General features: G+C 75.0%; 17 protein-coding genes. 10 read left to right on the forward strand and 7 right to left on the reverse strand.

The window, feature by feature from the left end; genetic code table 11:
* Window positions 1–396: 396 nt before the first annotated feature.
* From OUQ99_RS20435 to OUQ99_RS20445, 3 genes are all read left to right on the forward strand, one after another.
* Window positions 397–1,929, forward strand: coding sequence for an LCP family protein (locus OUQ99_RS20435; protein WP_267945393.1), 1,533 nt, complete (start codon window positions 397–399; stop codon window positions 1,927–1,929).
* Window positions 1,930–2,275: 346 nt separating this feature from the next.
* A complete protein-coding gene (locus OUQ99_RS20440) occupies window positions 2,276–2,986 on the forward strand; it encodes a cell wall anchor protein (RefSeq protein WP_267945394.1) in 711 nt (236 codons plus the stop codon).
* 154 nt (window positions 2,987–3,140) lie between these two features.
* Window positions 3,141–3,926, forward strand: coding sequence for a hypothetical protein (locus OUQ99_RS20445; RefSeq protein WP_267945395.1), 786 nt, complete (start codon window positions 3,141–3,143; stop codon window positions 3,924–3,926).
* A gap of 65 nt (window positions 3,927–3,991) precedes the next feature.
* Here OUQ99_RS20445 and OUQ99_RS20450 read toward each other — a convergent pair whose 3' ends face one another.
* Complete coding sequence (locus tag OUQ99_RS20450) at window positions 3,992–4,201, reverse strand: dodecin (RefSeq protein WP_267945396.1); 210 nt, start codon at window positions 4,199–4,201, stop codon at window positions 3,992–3,994.
* A gap of 538 nt (window positions 4,202–4,739) precedes the next feature.
* On the opposite strand from OUQ99_RS20450, the gene OUQ99_RS20455 reads away from it, so the two are divergent.
* Window positions 4,740–4,958 (forward strand): hypothetical protein, encoded by a 219-nt coding sequence (locus OUQ99_RS20455; protein ID WP_267945397.1) that lies wholly within the window; start codon window positions 4,740–4,742, stop codon window positions 4,956–4,958.
* A 93-nt stretch (window positions 4,959–5,051) separates the two neighbouring features.
* Here the strand turns inward: OUQ99_RS20455 and OUQ99_RS20460 are convergent, their stop codons facing one another.
* The 4 genes from OUQ99_RS20460 to moaA form a co-directional block, all read right to left on the reverse strand.
* Entirely contained in the window at window positions 5,052–8,855 is a 3,804-nt protein-coding gene (locus tag OUQ99_RS20460; protein ID WP_267945398.1) for a HEAT repeat domain-containing protein, read from the reverse strand.
* A gap of 117 nt (window positions 8,856–8,972) precedes the next feature.
* Entirely contained in the window at window positions 8,973–9,614 is a 642-nt protein-coding gene (gene mobA / locus OUQ99_RS20465) for a molybdenum cofactor guanylyltransferase (RefSeq protein WP_267945399.1), read from the reverse strand.
* Between the two features lie 51 nt (window positions 9,615–9,665).
* On the reverse strand, window positions 9,666–10,853 hold the full coding sequence (locus tag OUQ99_RS20470; protein WP_267945400.1) for an RtcB family protein: 1,188 nt from the start codon (window positions 10,851–10,853) through the stop codon (window positions 9,666–9,668).
* 139 nt (window positions 10,854–10,992) lie between these two features.
* On the reverse strand, window positions 10,993–12,000 hold the full coding sequence (gene moaA, locus OUQ99_RS20475; RefSeq protein WP_267945401.1) for a GTP 3',8-cyclase MoaA: 1,008 nt from the start codon (window positions 11,998–12,000) through the stop codon (window positions 10,993–10,995).
* Window positions 12,001–12,386: 386 nt separating this feature from the next.
* Here moaA and OUQ99_RS20480 point away from each other — a divergent pair, with 386 nt between their 5' ends.
* Complete coding sequence (locus tag OUQ99_RS20480; RefSeq protein ID WP_267945402.1) at window positions 12,387–13,223, forward strand: alpha/beta hydrolase; 837 nt, start codon at window positions 12,387–12,389, stop codon at window positions 13,221–13,223.
* A 251-nt stretch (window positions 13,224–13,474) separates the two neighbouring features.
* Here OUQ99_RS20480 and OUQ99_RS20485 read toward each other — a convergent pair whose 3' ends face one another.
* Window positions 13,475–14,944, reverse strand: a complete 1,470-nt coding sequence (locus OUQ99_RS20485; RefSeq protein ID WP_267945403.1) for a PLP-dependent aminotransferase family protein — start codon at window positions 14,942–14,944, stop codon at window positions 13,475–13,477.
* Window positions 14,945–15,313: 369 nt separating this feature from the next.
* On the opposite strand from OUQ99_RS20485, the gene OUQ99_RS20490 reads away from it, so the two are divergent.
* Both OUQ99_RS20490 and OUQ99_RS20495 read left to right on the forward strand, forming a co-directional pair.
* Entirely contained in the window at window positions 15,314–15,946 is a 633-nt protein-coding gene (locus tag OUQ99_RS20490; RefSeq protein ID WP_378553816.1) for a YczE/YyaS/YitT family protein, read from the forward strand.
* Window positions 15,947–16,370: 424 nt separating this feature from the next.
* Complete coding sequence (locus OUQ99_RS20495; protein WP_267945405.1) at window positions 16,371–18,176, forward strand: glycoside hydrolase family 15 protein; 1,806 nt, start codon at window positions 16,371–16,373, stop codon at window positions 18,174–18,176.
* A gap of 94 nt (window positions 18,177–18,270) precedes the next feature.
* Here OUQ99_RS20495 and OUQ99_RS20500 read toward each other — a convergent pair whose 3' ends face one another.
* Window positions 18,271–20,562 carry a protein kinase domain-containing protein gene (locus tag OUQ99_RS20500; protein WP_267945406.1) on the reverse strand — a complete coding sequence of 764 codons (2,292 nt, stop codon included), beginning with the start codon at window positions 20,560–20,562 and terminating at the stop codon, window positions 18,271–18,273.
* A gap of 170 nt (window positions 20,563–20,732) precedes the next feature.
* Between OUQ99_RS20500 and OUQ99_RS20505 the strand changes: the two genes are divergently transcribed.
* The 3 genes from OUQ99_RS20505 (at window position 20,733) to OUQ99_RS20515 (ending at window position 23,587) form a co-directional block, all read left to right on the forward strand.
* Window positions 20,733–22,424 carry a serine/threonine-protein kinase gene (locus tag OUQ99_RS20505; protein ID WP_267945407.1) on the forward strand — a complete coding sequence of 564 codons (1,692 nt, stop codon included), beginning with the start codon at window positions 20,733–20,735 and terminating at the stop codon, window positions 22,422–22,424.
* Between the two features lie 31 nt (window positions 22,425–22,455).
* Complete coding sequence (locus OUQ99_RS20510; RefSeq protein WP_267945408.1) at window positions 22,456–22,815, forward strand: DUF2283 domain-containing protein; 360 nt, start codon at window positions 22,456–22,458, stop codon at window positions 22,813–22,815.
* Between the two features lie 100 nt (window positions 22,816–22,915).
* Window positions 22,916–23,587, forward strand: coding sequence for a uracil-DNA glycosylase (locus OUQ99_RS20515; protein ID WP_267945409.1), 672 nt, complete (start codon window positions 22,916–22,918; stop codon window positions 23,585–23,587).
* Window positions 23,588–23,646: the final 59 nt, after the last annotated feature.

The raw sequence follows: 23,646 nt of genomic DNA on the forward strand, positions 1-23,646 counted from the left end.
GAAAGAAATCGGTTGATTCACCCCTTTGATCGGCCCGAAAGCATCATCCAATCCCCCAACCACGGCGTCGGGACCACATAACAGACTTGTATAGAACATCCCTCTTGAGTGAGTAGTCGTGCGCACAACTCTCACAAAGCGCCACACTGAACTTGCGGACCCTCGCACACCGCTCCGGCAGGGCACACGTGCCCCGGGGCGGGAGGCGTACCGCACCGAGCGTCCGACGTGACGGGCGCCGCCGGGGAGGGTTCCCCGCGGCCCCGCCGGACGCGGACCCGACAGGGGCCCGGACACGGAGCCGGGCCCCGGGGCGTGACCGTCGCGCGGCGAGGGCGACGGGGGACAACCGAACGGGGCGGACCCAGCCGTCCCGATGCTGGAGAGGAATCGTCGGTGGCAGCGGAGGACGATCAGCGGGACGAGGCGCCCGCGCGCCTGAGTACGGGGCGGGCGCTGCTGTGGACCGCGGCGTCGGTCCCCCTCCCGGGCCTGGCCCACCTGCGCATGCGGCGCAGGGTCGCGGGGGCGGTGATCCTCGGCCTGTACCTGGCCGGGATCGCGGCCCTGGCCTTCTCGGCCTGGCGCATCGGCGCACACGAGTCGGGGGCCATGGCCCTGCTCGCCGGAATGGCGGTCCAGAGCCGCTGGCTGCTGGGCGCCATGGGCCTGGTGTTCGTGGCCGCGGTCCTGTGGCTGGCGGTCGTCCTCCACTCCTGGACGATCACCAGGCCCGCGGGGATGCCCTTGGGCCGGCGGCTGCTCAGCGGGGCCGTGGTGCTGGTCCTGTGCCTGGCCATCGCGGCGCCCTCCGCGCTGGCCCTGCACGGCGGGTACACGGCCCACGAGACCCTCGCCGACGTGTTCAGCGGCGACGAGGACCCCGAACTGCCCCCCCACGACGCGGCCGACCCCTGGAACGGGGCGGAGCGGGTCAACGTCCTGCTGATCGGTGCGGACTCGGCGGACAACCGCTACGGGGTCCGCACGGACACCATGATGGTCGCCAGCATGGACCCCGAGACCGGCGACGCCGTCCTGGTGGGCCTGCCCCGCAACCTGGAGAACGTGCGGTTCCCGGAGGACAGCGCCCTCGCCGAGCGCTACCCCGAGCCGTACGGCTTCGACCTCCTCCTCAACGACGTGTACCAGACGGTGGCCGAGGAGCCGGACGAGCTGGCGCTCAACCCCGTCGTGGGAGACCCGTCCGCCGACACCCTCAAGAAGGTGATCGGCTACAACGTCGGCCTGGACATCGGCTACTACGCGATGGTCGACATGATGGGCTTCCGCGACCTGATCGACGCCATCGGCGGCGTGCAGGTCCGCATCGAGGAGCCGATCCCCTACGGCGTCCACGGAGGGGTCCTGGAACCGGGCCTGCGCAGGCTCGACGGCCACGAGGCGCTCTGGTACGGGCGGTCCCGGGTCAACAGCGACGACTACGGGCGGATGGGCCGCCAGGGCTGCCTGATCAAGTACGTCACGGAACAGGTCGAGCCGACGACGATCCTGACGAGCTACCGCAGGCTCGCGGGCGCCACCAAGCGGACCCTGAGCACGGACATCCCCCAGAGCAAGGTGCCCGCGTTCATCGAACTGGCCGACCTGGTCACCGACACCGGGCGGATGAGCACGTTCCAGCTGTCCCCGCCCCAGGTCAACACCGCCAACCCCGACTGGGACGAGGTCAGGGACCTGGTCGCCGAGGCGATCGCCGCCGGGAGCGGGGAGACCGACGACATGCCCGACGAGACCTCCCCCTCCGCCTCGCCCGAGGAGGGCGGCGAGGACGCGGAGGAGGCCGCCGGGGAGGGCGACGACCGCACCGAGTGGCAGGAGTACACCGGCCTGGACGAGGAGGAGCCCGCCGACCCGGGCCGCCAGGTGGGCTCGGAGGCCACCGACCTGAACACGATCTGCCCCTGATCCGACCAGGCGCGCGACGGCGCCCGGGAGCCCGTCGGGCCCCGGGCGCCGTCGCGTCCCGGGGCTTGCGGCGTCCGGGCCCGCCGACCGCGCACGGCCCCTCCGCGGCCCGCCCTACGCCCCCGGGCGTCCGGGCGCCCGCACGGCCGGAGGCGGCGCGCGGTCCCCGCCCCGCTCCTGCGTCCACGGCCTCCGCGGACACCACCGCCCGCCGGCCCGCCCGGCGGGGAGCTCGGAAGACGTCCCCGCTGCCCCTCCGCGGCCCCGCGCAACCGTGACTGACCGGAGTCGGTCAGCTGCACCGGGGGGCGTTGCCGCCCCGTCCGGGCCGTGTGACTCTGACGCGGTGACCACCGCGCAGCTCTGGACCCTCGTCGCGCTGGGCGCCTTCCACGGCCTCCACCCGGGCATGGGCTGGCTGCTGGCCGTGTCCCGCGGCCTCCAGGAGGGGGGCCGCTCCGAGGTGCTCCGCTCCCTCCCCTCGGTCGCGGCCGGGCACGCGGGGAGCGTCGCCGTCGCCGCGGTCGCCGTCACCGTCACCGGTTCGGTGACCGCCTCGGTGCTGTTCCCCGTGGTGGGCGGGTCCGTGATCGTCCTCGTGGGGCTGCTGATGCTGCTGTCGCGCCGGCACTTCCACTGGCGGGAGGTGCGCCTCCCCCTGTGGCAGGTGGCCGCCTGGTCGTTCCTGATGTCGTCCGCGCACGGGGCGGGGCTCATGCTCATGCCGGTCCTGGCCGGCCGCCTCTCGCACGCGGAGGGGGGCGGCCACGCGGGGCACGGGGGGACGGCGCCGGACCCTGCCGCGCAGGCGGCCCCGGCGGGAGCGGCGCCCGGCGCGCCCGACGGGGGGTGGTCCCTGTGGGACGCGACCCTGACGGGGCTCGCCGCGACGGGGGTGCACACGGCGGCGATGCTGTTCGCCTCGGGGGTCGCGGCCCTGATCGCCTACGACTTCCTGGGGGTGCACGCCCTGCGCTGGAAGGGGGTGACCATGGACCGGATCTGGGCGCTGACCCTGGTCCTGGGGGGCGTGTTCGTCCTCTGGTCGATCCGGTGACCGCCGGTGCGGCGCGGCGGTAGACGGGAACTGATCTGGGCAATATGTCCCTAGTGCCTGAAATCTGATGGAATATTCGGAGACTGACCACTCTTGAACGCGCGTCGGCGGCACCCGCACGCCGCCGGGCACGAACACGGAGGGGCGGAAGGGCATGACACACAGAAGCGCGCGGCCCGGGCGCCGCTGGCACGGGCTCCTGGCCGCCGTGGCGATCCTGGCCGTCCTCGGCCTCGTGGCGGTCGTCGGCGCCCGCTGGCTGGCCCGCAACACCGACGTCTTCCCCGTGTCGACGCCGTGGGGCCCGGAGTGCTCGGTGTGGACCGGCGAGGACCAGGTGCGCCTGGACCGGGACCAGGCCCGGCGGGCGACCACGGCCGCCGCCGTCTCCGCGCAGGGCGACTCCGCCCCCGTCGAGGCCCCCGGCACCGACGACATCCCGGACGCCGTCATGACGGTCCTGGAGGAGGGCCCGGAGGAGGACGCGGGCCCCTCGCTGACCTGCCGGTCCGTCAAGGACCCCGACCTGCGGGTCCAGGAGGACCTGGAGCCCTCCGGCCTGACCCCGCGGGCAGAGGAGCTCAAGGACGGGATGGAGGAGCACTTCTCCGACCTCAGCCTCGGCGGCTACTACCCGGGCGGCTACGACACGGGGCACGGCGAGGGGTCCGCCCACTACGAGGGCCGGGCGATCGACGTCTTCTACCGGCCGGTCGACGCGGACAACCGGCGCGAGGGCTGGGTGATGGCGCACTGGCTGATCGCGCACGCGCCGGACTACGCCGTCGACGTGATCATCTTCGACGACCGCATCTGGAGCACCTACTACCCGTCGCTGGGATGGCGGGACTACGAGGCGGACCCGGACAACGAGATCCTGCGGCACCTGGACCACGTCCACGTGGACGTCCAGCGGGGCAGCGAGTCCCCGGGCGGCTGACGGGCGGCCGACGGCCGGGCCCGGCAGACCGGGCCCGGCCGTCGGCGCGTGCGGGTCCCCCGGCGTCAGTCCTCCAGCCGGAACCCCACCTTGAGCCCCACCTGGAAGTGGGCGACGCCGTCCTCCTCGATGTGCCCGCGGATCTCGGTGACCTCGAACCAGTCCAGGCCGCGCAGCGTGGCCGAGGCGCGGTCGACGCCGTTGCGGATGGCCTGGTCGATCCCCTGCGGGGAGGTGCCGACGATCTCCGTGACGCGGTAGGTGTGGTGGGACATGTGGGACCCCCTGGGTAGTCGGTTGCGCGGTCGCGCACGGCGCGACCCCCGTTTCACTGCCTCCCCTGATTCCCCAGGAGCCACACAGGACGCCTCTCGACCGGCTCGTTCCGAGGTCGGAGCGCCTCCGGGGCGCTTTACCCCCGACCGGGGAATGCTTTGTACACGCGTGGGACGCACGTGACCGGGGTGGTGTGGACTCCCGCCCGGAAAGCGGCCTTTTCCCTGGACGACGTGCCAGGAAAGTCCTGAGCTGGGGCCGAGGACACGCGCCCGGCGGGACTCTCCCGAGACAACGTCGTAACTGACTCTTGATGTACACCGGGGGGCGTCGGTGTACATTGGGACTAGCGCTTCGGTCCCCCGTCGGAGCGCGGGAGCGATGTTCCGAGCCCCCGTTGGAACATCGCGTGCGACGCCGGGTGGTTTGCCCCCGTAACCACCCGGCGTCGCCTTTTGTTCGCATTCGATCGGTGCACCGACCCGATCGTGGCCCCGGCTTGACCGGGGCAGCCGTTTCGCTCCCTGGGGGTCACCATTGGGTAATACCGGTTCCGCCGCCCCGACGCGGTGCTCCAGGCGCGACTGCCGCGCCGAGGCCGCGTGGGCGCTCGTGTGGAACAACCCCAAGCTGCACACCCCGGACCGCCGCAAGGTGTGGCTGGCCTGCGACGAGCACCGCGAGTACCTGTCCGGCTTCCTGGAGGTGCGCGGGTTCCTGCGTGAGTGCGTCCCCATGGCGGAGTTCGAGGGCTGAGACGGGGCCGGACCGCGTTCTCCCCGGTCCGGCACCCGCCCGCGTCACCCGGGGCGGGACCGGCCCCACACCGCCGGTCCCGCCCCGGAGGGCTCACTCCACGGCCAGCCGCCAGGCGGCCAGGCGCACCGGTGCGTGGCCGAGCTCCCCTGCCCGGGAGAGCAGTCCGGGCCAGGGGGCGGGCCAGCCGTCGGCGCGCCCCGCCCGCTCCACGATGCCGAGGCCGATCAGGCCCATCGCCTCCCCCGCCGGCCCCGCGGTCCGTGCCGCGGCCCCGAAGACGTGCCGCGCCACCGAGGCCAGCGTCTCCCGCGGGACCGGGTCGCGCCCGAAGCGCGGGGCCACGGTGTCGACCACGCCCTCGGCGTCCTCCTCGGGAAGGAGCGCGTGCCGGGACAGGATCGCCGCGGCGCGCAGGAACAGTCCGCCGAGCGCACCCGGGTCCGGGTCGCCGTCCGCCCGTGAGACCTCCCGGGTGATCATCGCCTGCACGAGCCGCACCGCCTCGGGCCCGTACTCGTCCCTGGCCGCAAGCAGGTCGAGCGCCGAGCACACCTGCCGGCGCAGGACGGGGTCGTCGCCCGCCGGGGCCCGCACCGCCTCGTCGCACAGGAGGTCCACCAGGCGGAGCACCCGCTTGTGGGGCCCACCACCGGACCCGCCGTCCGGCCGCCGCACGGGAACGCCCTCACCCGGCCCGGGGACGGAGGCCAGCAGCCGGGAGAGCGCCTCCGCGATCCGGTCGCGTCCCCTGCCCCTGCCCAGGAGTGCGTGGAAGACGCGGAACGCCTGGTCGACGGGGCTGTCCGGGTCGCACAGGGCCTCCACGGCGTCGTCGAGGTCGTACTCGGTCCAGGGCGCCCAGCGGCCGGCCCACCCGCCGAGCCGCCAGTGGTCGCGGCCCGGGTCGGGCAGCGCGGCCACCACGGCGGCGACGGCCTCCCGGCTTGCGGGCGGGCAGTGCATCGGGGACACCTGGAGCAGGGAGAACTGGACCTCCACCTCCGTGAACCCCCGGACGTTCGCGGTCAGCGCGGGAAGCGCGGCCGGGTGGTCCAGGGCTCGCATCAGCGAGCCCGCCACGGCGGCGCGCACGTCCCGGTGCAACCCCTCCGCGTCCAGGGCACGGGCGAGGATGTCGACGGCTTCCGGCGGCCGGTGGTGTGCGAGCAGCCGCGCCGCCGCCTTGCGGACGGTGACCTTGGCCGGGCCCTCCAGCGCCCGCCCCAGGACCGGGCCCAGCAGGGAGGGCGCGACCGCCAGGGCACAGCGCGACATCGCGGGCGCGGCGGCCCGCGACTGCGGGCCGTCGGCGTGGGCCAGCACCAGGCGCAGGGCGTGCTCGGGCCTGTCGCCGTGGCCGAGCGCCCCGGCGGCGGCCTCCCGCAGGACGATGTCCGGGCCGTCCAGGAAGCGGGCGACGCGGTCTGTCGTCCCGGGCAGGCGGCCCAGGCCGGACAGCGCGGCCTCGCGCTCGTCGAGCGCGAGGGAGGGATCGCCGACGAGCCCCTCCAGGTACGCGGCGACGCGGTCCCGGAGGTCCCCCGGCCAGTCGCGGGCCGTCCGGGCGTCGATGCGAGGCACCCAGGCGGGCGTGCGGGCGCCGGGCCGAAAGAGGCCGGCCGCGGGATCCGTGAACGCGGGGACGGACGGGCGGGTGTCGAGTTCGCGGGCGCGGACCGCGCGGTCCGCGGGCGCACCGGCGCCGGCGCCGTCCCCGGGCAGGGGGAGCGCGGTGCCGTGGGGCTTGTGCGCCCTGGCCCTGTGCCCCGGTCCGGCGGGGGCGGAGGCCGCGTCTGCCGTTCCGGGACCCGTGCCCGGGCCCGGTGCGCCCCGGCCTCCCGTGTCCGCGGCGGCCGCCGCGCGGCGGGCCTCGGCCGCGCCGAGGGCGGCGTGGACGATCCCGGGGGCGTGGTGGCGGGAGAGGACGTCCCACACGCGCGGGACCAGCGCGGTGGCGTGGTCGGACCGGAACAGCGCCAGGGCGCCGGCCCGGAGGTCCGGCCCGGCCAGGTACAGGTCCGCCGCCTCGGCGGCGGTGGCGCCGGACGGGTCGTGGCGGATCGCGGCCACCAGCTGGTCCCCCAGGCCGGGGAGCGAACGGGCGCGGCGGCCGAGTTCCCGGGCCAGGGCGACCGCGGGCGCGAAGTCGTCCCGGGCGCGGGCGGCCCGGAGCACCGGTGCGAGCCTCCGGTACAGGTCCTGTTCCGATCCCCGGGGCATCACCTGGTCGAGGAAGGGTTCGGGGGCGCGGGGCACGCGGTCCGCCCGCGCCCCGCCGGCCCACCACGGCGGACCGGACCGGGGGCGTCCCGGTTCGCCGAGTCCGTCGGCGCCGAAGCGCGCTACCAGGCCGGCGTAGGCGTCCAGCGCCCATCCGACCGCTTCCGGGACCCCGCGTGTGTCAGGGTGGCGGAGCAGGCGTGCGGCCAGGTCGCGCAGTGCGCGCCGCGTGGGCGGTGAGGTGTCGCGGGTCCGGAGTGTGTCGGCGAGCAGCCCGCGCAGGGCGGGGAGCGAGGTGGCCGTGCGGACGCCGGATCCGTCGGCCTCCCCGTCCGGTGCGGCGCGCCCGTGCGGCTCGTCGCCGACCAGCAGCCCCGGCGGGACGGCGGCCAGTGCGACCAGCAGGGCGCGGCGGACCGGATCGCGTTCCGAGCGGGACCGGTCGACCCGCTCCGCGAGGACCCGTGCGAGGAGGCCCGGGTCCCCGGTGCGCGCGGTGGCCTCCACCAGCCGGGCCAGCCCCCGGGCGCGGCGGTCGGCGTCCCCGGCCGAGGCCGCCTCCTCCAGCGGTGCGGCCGCCTCGCCGTAGGGCAGGTGGGCGATGGCGTCCAGGTCGCCGTGGGGGTCGGAGTGCCCGGGGTGTCGGGCCTGGAAGGCGGTGAGCCGCTCCAGCAGGACGCGCGCCCCGGCCTCGGCCCGGTCGCGGGGGAGCAGCCCGAGGAAGGGCAGGAGCGCGAACCCGCCGCGGTCGTGGCCCGTGTCGGTGAACGCGTCGACGTGCTCGCCGCGCACCGCCGGGGGCATGGACCGCAGGACCGCCAGCGCCACCGGGGGGCGGCGGCGCATCTCCCTGTACAGGACCCGGACGTCGCGGCTTCCGTCGGGCAGCGCGGGGAAGCGCTGCGGGTACTGTCTGCGGCCGGGGTCCGCCGGCAGCGCGCGCAGGGTGTGCGGGAAGGCCCCGGAGCGGAGTGCGACGCGCGGGCCGAGGTCCTTCGCGAGGCCGCCGAGCTCGGCGGGGCGGACCGGGTCGAGCGCCCGGCAGAGGCGCCGCCAGTCGGGGAACACGCTGTGGAGGTGGCCGCCGTGCTCCCGGAGGTCGTCCCGGACGCCGGAGAGGAGTTCCAGGAGGATGTCCGGGTGGCGCCGGGCCAGGCGGGTCCAGGAGCGGACCGCGTGGCGGAGGTCGGGCAGGTGGCGGGCCACCTGTGCGGATGAGCAGGCGGGCAGGAGCGCGGCGGCCTCGGCGTCGCCGTGGTCGGCGCGGACGCGGGGCAGGAGGAGGTCCGCGACGGAGGTGCGGCGGGCGTGGAAGAGGGTGCGGTAGAGGGCGCGGCGCAGACCCGTGGGGGCGTCCGTCAGCACGGGCGGGACGGCCTCGTCGGGGAGCGGGAACTCGCGGACGGCGCGCAGCGCGGCGCGGCGGAGCGCGTGGTCGGGTCCGGCGAGGTGGCGGGCGACGGCGGCGGTGTCGCGCGCGGCCGTGGCCATGTGCACGGCGAGGCGGCCGTGGCCGTCGGCTTCGAGCTGCCGGAGGATCCCGGCGAGGTGGGGTGTGCCCGCGTGGTCGCGGGCGTAGAGCGCGAGGGCCCGCATGCGCGGGGACGCGGCTTCGTCCCGGAGGGAGCGGAGGAGGTGGTCGGCCGACCCGTACGCCGGCGCGGTGGGGCTCAACGGCCCGGGCGGGATCCGCCCTTCCTGATCGTCATGGCGCTCATGATGGACCACCGCGGCCGGATCCGGCAAGCCGTGCTGGTGGGCGGGGGCGCGGCGCGGGCGCGGGCCGCCGCGTCAGGGGGCCGGCGGCTCCAGGAGCCCGCGGGCCCGGGCGAGGTCCTCGGGGGTGTCGCAGTCGGCAGCGGCGAGGTCGTCGGCGGGGACCGGCCGCGGCCGCAGGGGGCCGAGCAGCCCGTACAGCGAGCGGCCGGTGTACCCGGCGAGGGCGTCGCGGACGGCGTCGGTGCGCCACACGCCGGTGAGCCACTGCTCCCGGCCCGAGGGGTCCACGAACACGGCCCCGGATCCGCCCCGGACCGCGGCCCCCGCCAGGGCGTCCAGGTGCTCCGGGGCCAGGTGGGGCAGGTCGGCGGCGAGCAGGGCGAACCAGCCGGAGCTCACGTGGGCGATCCCGGCGCGCAGGGCGGGCACCGGTCCCGAGCCCGGCGGGTCCTCGCGCACGTAGAGCGCGCGGGGGCTCTCCCGGTTCGGGCCGACCACGACCAGGCGGGTGTCGGTCCCCGTCCCCGCCGCGGCCGCGCCGTGGGCGCGGACCGCGTCGGCCACGCGCTCCAGCAGCGTGCGCCCGGCCACGGCCAGCCCGGGCTTGTCGACGCCGCCCATGCGGCGCCCTCCGCCCCCGGCGAGGATCACCGCGTCGAGCGCCCCGGGGCGGTCCTGGCGCGGCGGCGTGCTCCGTGTGCTCGGGGTGTCCATGCCCCCAGGATGGACCACGGCGGGCCCCTCCGGCGAGGAGGGGCCCGCGGGTCAGCCCTTGACGCAGACCACCTGGCGCAGGTGGGCGACCACCTCGACCAGGTCGGTCTGGGCCGCGATGACCGACTCCAGGTCCTTGTAGGCGGCCGGGATCTCGTCGACCACACCCCGGTCCTTGCGGCACTCCACGCCCCGGGTCTGCTCGACCAGGTCGGCCTCGGTGAAGGTCTTGCGGGCCTTGTTCCGGCTCATCCTGCGGCCCGCGCCGTGCGACGCGGAGTTGAAGGAGGCCGGGTTCCCGAGCCCGCGGACGATGTACGTGCCCGTGGCCATGCTCCCCGGGATGATCCCCAGGTCGCCGGAGCCCGCGCGGATGGCGCCCTTGCGGGTCACGAGGACGTCCACCCCGTCGTAGGTCTCCTCCGCGACGTAGTTGTGGTGGCAGGAGATCCACTGCTCGAAGCGGGTGCCGGGGATCTGCTCGACCAGGGTCCGGCAGGCCAGGCCCATCATGACGTCGCGGTTGCGGCGCGCGTAGTCCTGGGCCCAGAACAGGTCCCGGCGGTAGGCGTCCATCTCCGGGGTCCCGGTGACGAACACCGCCAGGTCCCGGTCGGGCAGGTCCTGGTTGTGCGGCAGCGCCTGGGCCTGCTCGATGTGGTGGGAGGCCAGTTCCTTGCCGATGTTGCGCGATCCGGAGTGGAGCACCAGCCACACGGCCCCGTCGTCGTCCAGGCACACCTCCAGGAAGTGGTTCCCGCCGCCCAGCGTGCCCATCTGGCGCCGGGCGCGGGTCCGGCGGGGGCGCACCGCGGGGGCCAGGTCGTCGAACCCCTTCCAGAACCCGGTCCAGTCGGTCTCCCGCACGGTGGGGACGGTGGCGGGGTCGACCGGTTCGTCGTGGGCGTGGAACCCGACGGGGACGGCCGCCTCCAGGGCGGAGCGGAGCCGCCCGAGGTCGTCGGGCAGGCGCTCGGCGGTCAGGTCGGTGCGCACGGCGGTCATCCCGCAGCCGATGTCGACGCCGACGGCGGCGGGGCTGACGGCGTCGCGCATGGCGATGACCGAGCCGACCGTGGCGCCCTTGCCGTAGTGGACGTCGGGCATGACGGCGAGTCCGTGCACCCAGGGCATGCGGGTGACGTTGCGCAGCTGTTCCATCGCCGCGGCCTCGACCCCGTCGGGCGCGGCCCACATACGGATGGGAACGCGATCACCGGGAACTTCGGTGTAGGGCATGGTCAGGCCACCTCCCTTTCCAGATCTGGCCTGTGCGTCGTCGGTCCGGGCACGTGGCCGTGCCCCCGGACATCAAGCCAGAACGGGGGCGCGGCGGCAACGGGTTTTCGGACGGGGCTCGGGACCGGGAGGTGGGCGGTCACCCGCCGATGGCCGACATGGGGCGGGACGGCTGGAGGAAGCTGGGGTCGTTGATGCCGTGTCCGGGCAGCTTGGCGGAGACGGCCGCGATCCAGCGCTCGGCGATCTCGTCGTCGGTGGCGCCGCCGCGCAGCAGGGAGCGCAGGTCGGACTCCTCTCGCGCGAAGAGGCAGTTGCGGATCTGTCCGTCGGCGGTGAGCCGGACCCGGTCGCAGGCGCCGCAGAAGGGCCTGGTGACCGAGCCGATGACTCCGACGGTGGCCGGTTCGCCGTTGGGGAAGCGGACCCCGCGCACGTGGAAGAGCTCCGCGGGGGCGCTGCCGCGGGTGTCGCCGTCGGCGGGCTCCAGCGTGAACTCCGCCTCGAGACGGCCCAGGATCTCCTCGGCCGTGATCATGTTGTCGCGCCGCCATCCGTGCTGGGCGTCGAGCGGCATCTGCTCGATGAACCGCAGCTCGTAGCCGCGTTCGACGCAGTAGCGCAGGAGGCCGGCGGCCTCGGCGTCGTTGATGTCGCGCATGAGGACGGTGTTGACCTTGACCGGGGTGAGCCCGGCCCGGGCGGCGCCCGCCAGTCCGTCGAGGACGTCGTCGAGCCTGCGCCGGCGGGCGAGGGTCTCGAACACCTCGGGGTCGAGGGTGTCGAGGGAGACGTTGACCCGGTCGAGGCCGGCCTCGGCGAGGGCGGGAGCCATGCGGGCGAGGCCGATGCCGTTGGTGGTGAGGGCGGTCCGGGGTCGGGGGGCGAGGGCGGTGGTGCCCGCGACGAGGCCGGGCAGCCCGCGCCGGAGCAGGGGTTCGCCGCCGGTGAAGCGGACCTCGGTGATGCCGAGCCGCGTCACCCCGATCCCGATGAGTCGGAGGAGTTCGTCGTCGGTGAGCAGGTCCGGTTTGGGCAGCCACTCCAGGCCCTCGGGGGGCATGCAGTAGGTGCATCGGAGGTTGCAGCGATCGGTGAGCGACACACGCAGGTCGGTCGCCAGTCGCCCATAGGAATCGGCCAGCACGGGCCCCACCCTCTCCAGTCCGAGTCATCGGGCTTGTCTTGTGGGCTATACCCGCCCGCGGGGTTCGGCAGAGATCAGCGTAGAAGATCCCTTTCATTACCGGACATCCTGATCACACCCTATGACGCATTTCGTTGTCGAACACGAAGTTGAAGCGGCTGGTAGGGCGATCGCACAGGTACGGGCCCGGCCCCGCAGGCCCGCGGCCCGGGACGTCCGGGATTCCTCGGGCCCGGCGGCCCGCCCCGCCTGCCCGCTCCGGCCTCGTGTACACGGGCTCCGCAGCCCCTTAGGGTGACCATCCCAGAGAGCGTCCCGGCGGCACCCGTCGCCGCGGCCGGGGCCGGCCGCCGCGGACGACGACACGGGCGAGGAGGCAGGACACGGTGATCACCACACGCGAGTGGGCCCTGGCGGGCGGACCCGACGGGTCCGGGAAGCTGGCGGCGAGGGCCTGGGCGCCGACCGAGGGCGAGCCGACGTGGCTGGCCGTGCTGGTCCACGGCTACGGCGAGCACCTGGGCCGGTACCACCAGGTCGCCGCCGACCTGGTCGCGGCCGGCGCCGTCGTCTACGGGGCCGACCACCGGGGCCACGGGCTGTCGTCCGGGGAGCGGGTCCTGATCGACGACTACGCGGGCGTGGTGGAGGACGTGCACCGCCTGATCACGCAGGCGCGCACCGCCTACCGGACGCTGCCGCTGGTCCTGATCGGCCACTCGATGGGCGGACTGGTCGCGTCGCGCTACGCGCAGGTCCACCCCGAGGCGCTCCAGGCGCTGGTGCTCTCCGGCCCCGTCCTCGGCCGCTGGACCGCCCTGGAGCAGGTCGCCGCCGCCGAGCGTATCCCCGAGGCCCCCATCGACCCGGCCACGCTCTCGCGCGACCCCGCCGTGGGCGAGGCGTACGTGGCCGACGAGCTGGTGTGGCACGGCCCGTTCAAGCGGGAGACCGTCGACGCCCTGCTGGCCGAGCTGGAGTGGGGCGTCAGATCCGGGAGCCTGGGGTCGCTGCCGCTCCTGTGGGTGCACGGGTCCGAGGACCGCCTGGTGCCGGTGGCCGACACCAGGGTCGGCATCGAGGCGATCGCGGGCGAGGACTTCACCGCCCGGATCTTCCCCGGCGCGCGGCACGAGGTGTTCAACGAGACCAACCGGGACGAGGTGATGGCCGAGGTCGTCCGCTTCGCCCAGCGGTTCGCGGTCGCGAACGTCACCCTCTAGGGCCCGGGGGCGTCCCCGCCCCGCTCCCGCGCCCGCTGTTCCCGCCCCAGGCGCGGAACCGCGGCGCCGCGGGCGCGCACAGCAGCGCGGCGGCCGCGAACAGCGCCCCCGCCACCGCTTTTCCGGGGCGTGCCGCCGGTCCCGCCCGGGGCGGCGCCGCGGAGGGTTCCGGCCCACAGGGGCCGACGGGGCGGCCCCGGGCCGCCGTGGACCGCCCCGGGAGGGGCGAACCGGAGCCCCCGCCCCGACGGCTACACGTACAGCTGGCCGCGGGGCTGGAGGGGGTGGGCGAGGGTCTCGGAGTAGGCGGTGGCCAGCCGGTCGACCGCGTCGGCGAGGACGTCCGGCGGCTGGGTGTAGGCCAGACGCAGGTAGCGCTCCAGGGTGCCGTCCGCGCCGAACACCGGGCCGGCCGCCGGGTGCACCCCGTGCCGGACGGCGGCCGCGGACAGCGCTCCCGCGACGGGGTGGGGCAGGGTCGTCCACAGCACCAGCCCTCCGCCGGGCACGCTGGAACGCCAGTCGGGCAGCCGCTCGCGCAGCGCGTGCAGCAGCGCGTCGCGGTTGCGGCGCAGCTGGCGGCTGCGCTCGGCCCGGACGCGCATCACGTCGGCGAGCAGGTGGGTGGCGGTGAGCTGGTCCAGGACCGCCCCGGCCAGGTCGAAGCGCTGGCGGGTGGCCATCAGCCTGGCGACCATGGGCGGCGTGGTCCGCACCCATCCGACCCGCAGGCCGCCCCACAGCAGCTTGGCCACCGACCCCACGGTCAGGACCCGCCCGTCCGTGTCGTGGGCGGCCACCGGGGCGGGCAGGTCCCCGGAGTCGATGGCCAGCTCGCAGACCGACTCGTCGACGATCAGGTGGGTGCCGGCCCTGCGCGCCTCGCGCACCACCACCCGGCGCTCGTCGTCGTCCATCAGGGCGCCGGTGGGGTTCTGGAAGTCGGGGATGAGGTAGGCCAGCTCGGGCCTCCACTGGCGGAACGCGTCGGTGAGGTACTCCATGTCCCACCCCTGGGGGGTCACCCCGACGGTGCGCACGCGCGCGCCGGTTCGGCGGGCGGCGTCCAGCGCGTGCGGGTAGGTCGGCGACTCCACCAGCACCTCGTCGCCGGGCTGGACCAGCAGGTCCATGATCAGGGCGATGCCCTGCTGGGCGCCGTTGGTGACGAAGATCTGCTCCGGGGTGGTGGGCAGGCCGCGCTCCACGTAGCGGCGGGCGATGGCATGCCTCAGCTCGGGGAGGCCGTAGGGGTAGTAGCCGAGTCCGCCGACGTGCGCGGAGAGCTGCTCGGCGGCCTGGAGTGCGGCGGCGCGCAGGCCCTCCACCGCGGGCGGAGCGGCCACGCCGAGGTCGATGTGCTCGGAGGCGTGCGAGAAGGGCGAGGGTTCGCCGGTGGCCGCGTCGGGGAGGACGGTCCAGCTGCCCGCGCCCTGCCGGCTCTCCAGGAAGCGGTTGTCGCGCAGCCACGCGTAGGCGGCGGTGATGGTGTTGCGGCTGACGCCGAGGGCGGCGGCGAGGTCGCGTTCGGCGGGCAGACGGGTGTTGGTGGGGACCCTGCCGTCCAGGACGAGCGCGCTGACGGCCCGGGAGATGGCGAGGTAGTAGGGGCGTTCGACGGGGGCCTCTCCGATGAGGCGCGCCAGGAGCCGGCCGTTGATCCGCCGGGTGCCGCTCCCGCCGCTGGTGCGCTCCAGGCGGCGGCCGCTCTGCCTCGCCATGCCGTTCCCCCGTCTTCCCCCGCGTCGCGAAACGGGCCAGTTGACTGGATTGGCACTTCATTTCCAGCGCCACCTCCGCCACGATATCGAGGTGGATCCCCTTATGGCTCCCGGTCCGGACGAGCCGGTGGGGGTCGAGCCGCGGGCGCCCGGCGGCCTGCCGCCGTGCCCCGCTCCTGCGCCGCCTCACCCCGCGGCGCTTCATCCGATGATCCCAGGAATGCGTTCCCCAGGGCGGTCCCGGCGCCGCCGGGACCCGCGCGGTCCGCACCGCGCCGGGAGCGCGTCCCCGACCGAAGGGCAGGAACCCCAGTGACCGCAGAACAGCACCCCGTCCGCCCGACGGCAGCCGGCCTGCTCGGCCGGGTGATGATCACCCCGGTCCTGCCGCGTCCCCGGCTGCGCCGCCTGGTCCGGCTGTACGCGGGACTGACCCTCTACGGCCTGAGCGGTGCGCTGCTGGTCCACTCCGAGCTCGGCTCCATGCCCTGGGACGTGCTGCACCAGGGCCTGGCCCGCCAGACGGGCCTGTCCATCGGCACGTGGAGCGTGCTGGTGGGCGCCCTGCTGATGCTGTTGTGGATCCCCCTGCGGCAGAAGCCCGGCCTGGGCACGCTGAGCAACGTGGTCGTGGTCGGCATGACGGTGGACCTGTTCCTGTGGCTGCTGCCCGGAACCGACTCCCTGATGGCGCGGGTCGGGCTGCTGGTGCTCGGGGTGCTGGTGTGCGCGATCGCGACGGGGTGCTACATCGGGGCCGGGCTCGGTCCGGGCCCGCGGGACGGGCTCATGACCGGACTGGCCGCGCGGGGGTGGTCGGTGCGGCTGGCGCGCACCGTGATCGAGGTGTCGGTCGTGGTGACCGGGGTGCTCCTGGGGGGCACGGTGGGGGTGGGAACCGTGGTCTTCGCGGTGGCGATCGGTCCCCTCGCGCAACTGTTCCTACCACTGCTCCGCATGCCGGACGAGACACCCGAAACCCCGGTCCCACAGGGGTCTTAGCCATTTCGTCACCGGTCGTTGATCACCGCGTCATAACTTCTGCTCACCAAATTCCCCCAATACCCCACATACTTCGCTGCACCTCCAGATGCACGTGCACTTGCGGGTAGCGCGGGCCCGGCGGAGGGAGGAAGATGGGACCGCGGTGAACGGAAGGACCGTCTTCGGCACGGTTCCTCGGCGACCGGCCTTTTCGGCTGCCCTTACCTGGGCACATACCCGGGTACGAGGGCAGAGGACGGGCCGGCCGGAGGACGCGCGTGACCCGAACGGCGCCCTGTCCCACCAGCGGGTTCCCACCCGTTGGCGGGCGGGGGGAGGGACCCCGGAGGGGCGCGCACGCGGTCGTGCGCGAAACCGTCCGCGATGGTGCGGCAGACCCCCGCGAGTCATCGGCGCCGACCGCAGCAACCAGGACGACGTGATGGGGGTGAGCCGCGTGCCCGGCTGGATTGAAGACTACGCAATGATCGGCGACATGCAGACCGCCGCGCTGGTCGGGCGTGACGGTTCGATCGACTGGGCGTGTCTGCCCGACTTCGACTCCTCGGCCTGTTTCGCCGCCCTCCTGGGCGACGACCAGAACGGGAGCTGGACCCTGAGGCCCGCCGACGGCGAACCCCGGGCCACCCGCCGGCGCTACCGGGGCGACACCCTCATCCTGGAGTCCGAGTGGGACACCGCCACCGGTTCGGTGCGGGTCATCGACTTCATGCCTCCCCGCGGCGGCGCCCCCCACATCGTCCGCATCGTCGAGGGGCTGCGCGGGTCGGTGCGCATGGAGACCTCCATGCGCATCCGCTTCGACTACGGCCACGTCGTGCCGTGGGTGCACCGCACCGGCGCCGAACTCGTCGCGATCGCGGGCCCCGAGGCCGTCTGGCTGAGCACGCCCGTCGAGCTCCAGGGCCACAACTTCACCCACGACGCCACCTTCGACGTCACCGCGGGCCAGCGCGTGCCGTTCGTGATGACCTGGCACCCCTCCCAGGTGGAGGAGTCCGACCACCTGGACGCCGAGAAGGCGCTCTCCCGGACCGAGCGGTTCTGGGAGAAGTGGGTCAACCAGTGCACGTACGAGGGCCCCTACCGGGAGGCGGTCATCCGCTCCCTCATCGTGCTCAAGGCCCTCACCTACCGGCCCACCGGCGGCATCGTCGCCGCCCCCACCACGTCCCTGCCCGAGGAGATCGGCGGGGTCCGCAACTGGGACTACCGCTACTGCTGGCTGCGCGACGCCACCATCACCCTGGAGGCGATGATCCGCTCCGGGTACAAGGACGAGGCCCTGGCCTGGCGCGAGTGGCTGGTGCGGGCGGTCGCGGGCGAGCCCCAGCTCATGCAGATCATGTACGGCATCCGGGGCGAGCGCCGCCTCACCGAGTGGGAGGCCGACTGGCTGCCCGGCTACGAGGCCTCGCGCCCGGTCCGCGTGGGCAACGCCGCCGTCGGCCAGTACCAGCTGGACGTGTACGGCGAGGTCATGGACGTGCTGCACCTGGCCCGCCGCCACAACATCCGCGGCGGCGACTACCTCTGGGGGTTGCAGCGCTCCCTGGTCAACTACCTGGAGTGGTGCTGGGACGAGCCCGACGAGGGGCTGTGGGAGGTGCGCGGACCCCGCCAGCACTTCGTGCACTCCAAGGTGATGGCGTGGGTGGCGGCCGACCGGGCGGTGCGCAGCATCGAGGAGTTCGGCAAGGAGGGCCCCATCGAGCGGTGGAGGGCCCTGCGCGACACCATCCACGCCGAGGTGTGCGAGTACGGCTACGACCCCCAGCGCAACACCTTCACCCAGTACTACGGGAGCAAGGAGCTCGACGCCGCCCTGCTCCTCATCCCCGAGGTCGGGTTCCTCCCCTACGACGACCCGCGCGTCGTCGGCACCATCGAGGCAGTCCGCCAGGACCTCATGGTCGACGGGTTCGTGCTCCGCTACCGCACCGACCTGGACAGCTCCGCCGACCAGCTGCCGGGCGACGAGGGCGCGTTCCTGGCGTGCAGCTTCTGGATGGCCAACGCCCTGCTGGCGATCGGCCGCCAGGACGAGGCCCGCGAGCTGTTCGAGCGGCTGCTGTCCCTGCGCAACGACGTGGGCCTGCTCGCCGAGGAGTGGGACCCGCGGGCCGGACGCCAGGTCGGGAACTTCCCGCAGGCGTTCAGCCACGTGCCCCTGGTGACCACCGCCCTCAACCTGTCCGCCCGGCAGGGCGGCTGGCGCGCGGAGTAGGACCCCTCACGGGTCCTCTCCCCCGCCGGCCCGACGACCACGCCCCCGCGACCGTACCGGTCGCGGGGGCGTGGTCGGCCGGATCCGGCCCGGGTCAGTCCCGGGCGAGGACGGGGTCGGCCCACACCGGGTGGACGCTGTAGTCGTCGCTCTCCACCTCGAGGCGCAGGCGCAGGGCGTTGCGCACGTCCACCTCGATCTCCAGGGGCTCGCCCAGGCCCAGGGTCTCGGTGAGCTGCGGCTCCCCGTCCACGTGGACGATGAACGTGGTGGCGGCGTCCGCCCGCGAATCGTCCTGCACCCCGATGACGGCGGTGAAGGTGGTCCAGTTGCGGCCGAGGTCGTAGTCGACCCAGCCGGTGCACTCGGTGTACTCGGACTCCGCGCAGGCGCCGGGCGCCAGCGCCCGCGTGTACACCTGGCCGTCGACCTGCGCACGGCCCGTCTCCGGCTCCCAGCTCCCCTCCTGGTCGACGGAGACCACCTGCGTGAGCAGGGTGGTGTCCCCGCCGTTCGGGGCGCCGGACGCCACGTCCCCGCTCGGGTCGGTGTCGCCCGGAACCGGCCCGGTCTCCTCCTCGGCGGGCTCGGAGGCGGTGCCCGCCCCGTCGCTCCCGGACGGTTCCGGTTCCCCCGCTCCCGCTCCGTCCGGCTCCTCTGCGGCCGCGGTCGCGGAGGCTATCCGGACCATGACGTAGTAGGTGCCGGCGGAGCCCGCGAGCATGGCCAGGACGATGACGACCGCCAGCCCGATCAGCTTGGGCTTGCGCGACTTCCGCCGGGCGGGCGCCGCGGCGTCCGCGGGCGCGTGGGCCGCGGGGGCGAAGGCTCCGGTGGCCTCGGGGCGCGGGGGGACGCTCCAGCCGGGCCGGGAGCCGGCCGGCGCCTGGTGGGGCGGGTGGGCCGGGCCCGAGTGGGCGCCGGCCCCCGGCTGTGCGCCGCCGGCGGGCGGACGCCGGTTCGGCATGCCCTGTGCCGGTGCGCCGGGGTGCGGCCCGCGGAGCGGCTGCCCCGGCCTCCGGGGCGCCGGGCCCTGCCCCGTTCCCCGGGGGCCGCCGACGGGCGGTTGCGCCGCCTGGGACCGCTGGGGCCCCGGGGCGGCCTGGGGCGCGCCGCGCAGCCCGCCGACGGGGCGCGGGGGCATGTCGTCGGCGTCCGGCACCGACGGGCCGGACGGGGCCGGGGCGGACGCCTGCGCGGCGGGCGCCTCCGGGGGCGCGGACGTCCCCTCGGTGCCGGGCCGCTCCTGCTGCGGGGACGGGCCTCCGGCCGGGGCGCTCACCGGGGGCGGGCCGGAGAACCGGGCGCCCTGCGGCGGCGCGGCCCCCTCGGCGGCGGAGTCCTCGGCCCGCGGGACCGACGCACGGTGGTCGTCCGGCGCGCCGGGCGCGTCCCCGGCGGAGGACTCCGGCGCGGACGGCTCCGCGGCCCCGTGGGGGGTCTCGGTCACGGCCGCTGCCAGGACGGCGTCGCCCGGGTCGGACGCCGGCCCGGTCCACGGCGCCGACGTGGCCAGCGACCGCAGGGCCCGGATCCAGTCCGCGGCCTCGGGGCGGTCGCCCGGTTCGGCCGAGAACATGGCCATGACGAGCTCGCGCTGCCGCTCCCCCGCGTTCGCGACCAGGGGCAGCGCGCCGAAGCGCTCGCGCAGCTGCTCGGGGGCGGGCGGCGGGTCCTCCCCGGTGAGGGTGAAGTAGGCGATGGCGCCGAACGCGTACCGGTCCGTGGCCGCCGAGTACTCGCCGGTGAAGATCTCCGGGGCCGCGTACCCGGGGGTGAACCAGGGGCGGGCGGTCATGTGGCGGGCGGCGATCCGGCTCAGCCCGAAGTCGACCAGCGTCGCCTGGCCCTCGTCGCTGATCATGACGTTGCCGGGCGACAGGTCCCCGTGCACCACCACCCGCTTGGAGGGGGTGGCGCGGCCGGAGTGCAGCACGTCCAGCACCAGGGCGACCTGCTCCAGGTAGCGCAGTGCCTCCCGCTGGCCGCGCGGCCCCTCCACCGCGTGCTCGGCCCGCCAGTCGCGCAGGTCCACGCCCTGGACGTAGTTCATGACCAGGTAGAGGGCGCGGTCGGTGTACTCGCCCGATCCTTCGGCCGGGTGTTCCGGGGCGCCCTCGAAGTGCTCGCGGACGCCGACCACCCCGAGCCGGTTGATGAAGCGCAGCAGCTCCGCCTGCTCGCCCCACCTGGCGCTGAGCTCGGCGAACTGCTCCTCGTTCGCGGTCACGTCGGAGTTGAGGACCTTGACCACGACGGGCTCGGTCTGTCCCGCCAGGGTCACCTCGGCGAGGTAGAGGGTGGCCTCGCCGCCGCGGCCCACCGATCGCACCAGGCGGTACTTGTCCGGTTGGGTGTCCGGACCGACGTAGAGATGAAGGCTCACTCTCTGACACTCATTCCACACGGGGGGTAGGCGCTTCTGGGGCGCAGGGGATCCCGCCCTCGGGCGGGAGACCACAGTAACGCGGTCGGATGTACTCTTACGCCCTGTACGACCGGAAGGCCGTAAGTGGCCGCCGGCCGTCTCGCGCGCGAACACGGACGGGGGCCGCGGTGACCGGAGAACGGGTCCTCGGCGGTCGCTACCGCCTGCTCTCCCTCCTGGGCCGGGGCGGGATGGGCGAGGTCTGGCGGGCCGTCGACGAACTCCTGGACAGGCATGTGGCCGTCAAGCTGATCCGGCCCGGCCGGGCGGGGTCCGAGGAGGTCTCCGCGCGGTTCCGCCGCGAGGCGCGGATCACCGCCCGCCTGGCGGGCCACCCCAACGTGGTGATCCTGCACGACTTCGGCCGGGACGACTCCCCCGGCGCCCCGGGCTCGGTGTACGCGGTCATGGAGCTGGTGTCCGGGCGCTCCCTGACGGCGGTCCTGCGGGAGAGCGGCCCGATGCCGGTGCCGCGCGCCGCCGACCTGGTGTCGCAGGCCGCGTCGGGCCTGGGGGCGGCCCACGCGGCGGGGGTCGTGCACCGGGACGTGAAGCCGGGCAACCTGATGGTGGTCGGGGAGGGCTCCGGGGGCGGCACCGTGAAGGTGCTGGACTTCGGGATCGCCGCCATCACGGCGGCCACCCAGAGCCGCCGCATCACCCAGACGGGCCAGGTCATCGGCACACCCCTGTACATGCCGCCCGAGCAGGTCCGCGGCGAGCAGGTCGAGCGGTCCGGCGACCTCTACGCCCTGGGCACGATCCTGTACCAGCTGCTGACGGGGCGACCCCCGTTCCACTCCGACAACCCGCTGGCCGTGCTGCGCATGCACCTGGTCGACACCCCCGTGGCCGCAGCCGAACTGCGCCCGGAGGTTCCGGCGCCGCTGTCGGAACTGGTGGCGTCGATGCTGGCCAAGCGCCCGGAGGACCGGCCCGCGAGCGCCGAGGACGTGCGGGACCGGTTGGCGCCCTTCCTCCCCTCCCGCACCGGGCGGCCGTCCCGGCCGCGGTCCCTGCCGGGGCCGGTCGGCCCGGTCCCGGTCCCGGGCACCCGGCCGTACACGCGGGCGGGGACCACCCGCCCGGAGACGGTCGGCCCGGAGGAGCCCGCGCGCCTCCTGGCGCTGGTGGAGGAGGCCCGCGCTCCCGCCGACACGGGGCAGTTCGCGGCGGCCGCGCGGGAGCTGCGCGGACTGCTGCCCCGGCTGCGGGCGACGTTCGGCCCCGACCACCAGGACACCCTGCGGGCACGCCGCCAGGAGGCGTACCTGACCGGCAAGAGCGGGGAGCACCGGCGGGCGGTGGTCCTCCTGGACGCCCTGCTGTCCGACCTGCTGCGGGTCCACGGGGCCCGGCACCCGGAGACGCTGGCCGTCCGGTACTACCTGGCCACGAACGTGGGGCGGGCGGGCGACCACGCGCTGGCGGCGAGGGTGCACGAGGAGCTGGTGCCCGACCTGGTGGCCGTGCACGGGCCCGGCTCGGAGAGGGTGCTGACCACGCGCCTGTACCTGGCGTTCGAGGTCGGCGAGGCGGGCCGGCCGGAGCGGGCCGTGGAGCTGCTGGAGGAGCTGGTTCCGGACCTGACCCGGCGGCTGGGCGAGGACGACGCCGCGACGCTGCGGGCCCTCCACTACCACGCCGCCTACCTCGGCCACGCCGGACGCCCGGCGGAGGCCGCCCGGCGGTACCACGCGCTGCTCGCCCGGTACACGCGGGTGCACGGCGCCCAGAGCGAGGCGACGGCGCGCATCCGAGCCCACCTGCGCCAGTGGCAGGACCGCTCCCGCCGCCCGGGCGGCACGCCGCCCCTGTGACGAGGACGGCGGTGGAAGTATCGTGGATCCCATGGCAGCTCCTCGCAAGGTGACCGTCGACCAGGACGCGGACGCCGGCTACCTCACGCTCTCCGACGCTCCCGTGCGGAGGACGGCCGACCACGGATCGTTCCTCGTCGACCGCTCCGCCGACGGCAGTCCGGTCGGAATCGAGGTGCTGACGCTGGACCGGCCGCTCGACGTGAACGGGGTGCTGGAGGTACTGGAGGAGTCCGGTACCGGGGTGGATCCGCGGACCCGCGAACTGCTGCGGCTCTTCGCCGCGCAGATCGCCGGCCTCGACGCCCGCGCCTCCCGGTCGGCATACGAGCGGCCCGCCGGTACGACCGGGCCCACCCGCACGTGGTGCAGGACGACCGAGGCGGGATGAGGGCCGAACTCAGCGCACGGGGGTGAGATCTGTGGATCGCGAGGAAGCCGATCGTCCGGACGGGGCGTCGATGTCGCTGTCTGCCGCTAGGGTTCTGGCCATGGCCAAGGACCTCAACGAAATCATGGAAGCCGGGTGGGCGAAGGCCCTGGAACCGGTCGCGCCGCAGATCGCCGCGATGGGCGACTTCCTCCGCAGGGAGGTCGCCGAGGGACGCACCTACCTGCCCGCCGGGGACAACGTCCTGCGCGCCTTCCAGCAGCCCTTCGAGGACGTGCGCGTGCTCATCGTGGGCCAGGACCCCTACCCCACCCCCGGCAACGCCGTGGGGCTGAGCTTCTCCGTCGCCCCCGACGTGCGCCTTCCCGCGAGCCTGCGCAACATCTACAAGGAGATGCAGGACGACGTCGGCACGACCATGCCCTCCAACGGCGACCTCACCCCGTGGACCGAGCAGGGCGTGCTGCTGCTCAACCGGGTGCTGACGGTGGCCCCCGGCAGTGCCGGGTCGCACCGCGGCAAGGGGTGGGAGGCCGTGACCGAGCAGGCCATCCGGGCACTGGCCGAGCGCGACAAGCCGCTGGTGGCGATCCTGTGGGGACGCGACGCCCGCAACCTGCGCCCGATGATGCCGGGCGTGCCGTGCGTCGAGTCCGCGCACCCCAGCCCGCTGTCGGCGCGCAACGGCTTCTTCGGCTCCCGGCCGTTCAGCAAGACCAACGCGATGCTGGAGGAGCAGGGCGCCAAGCCGGTCGACTGGCAGCTGCCCTAGCGCCACCGGCTCCACCCCTTCCCCTGTCGACCTGCGGACTCGGCGCCTCCCCCGGTGCC

The sequence above is a fragment of the Streptomonospora nanhaiensis genome, assembly GCF_026642255.1.
Lineage (GTDB): Bacteria > Actinomycetota > Actinomycetes > Streptosporangiales > Streptosporangiaceae > Nocardiopsis > Nocardiopsis tropica.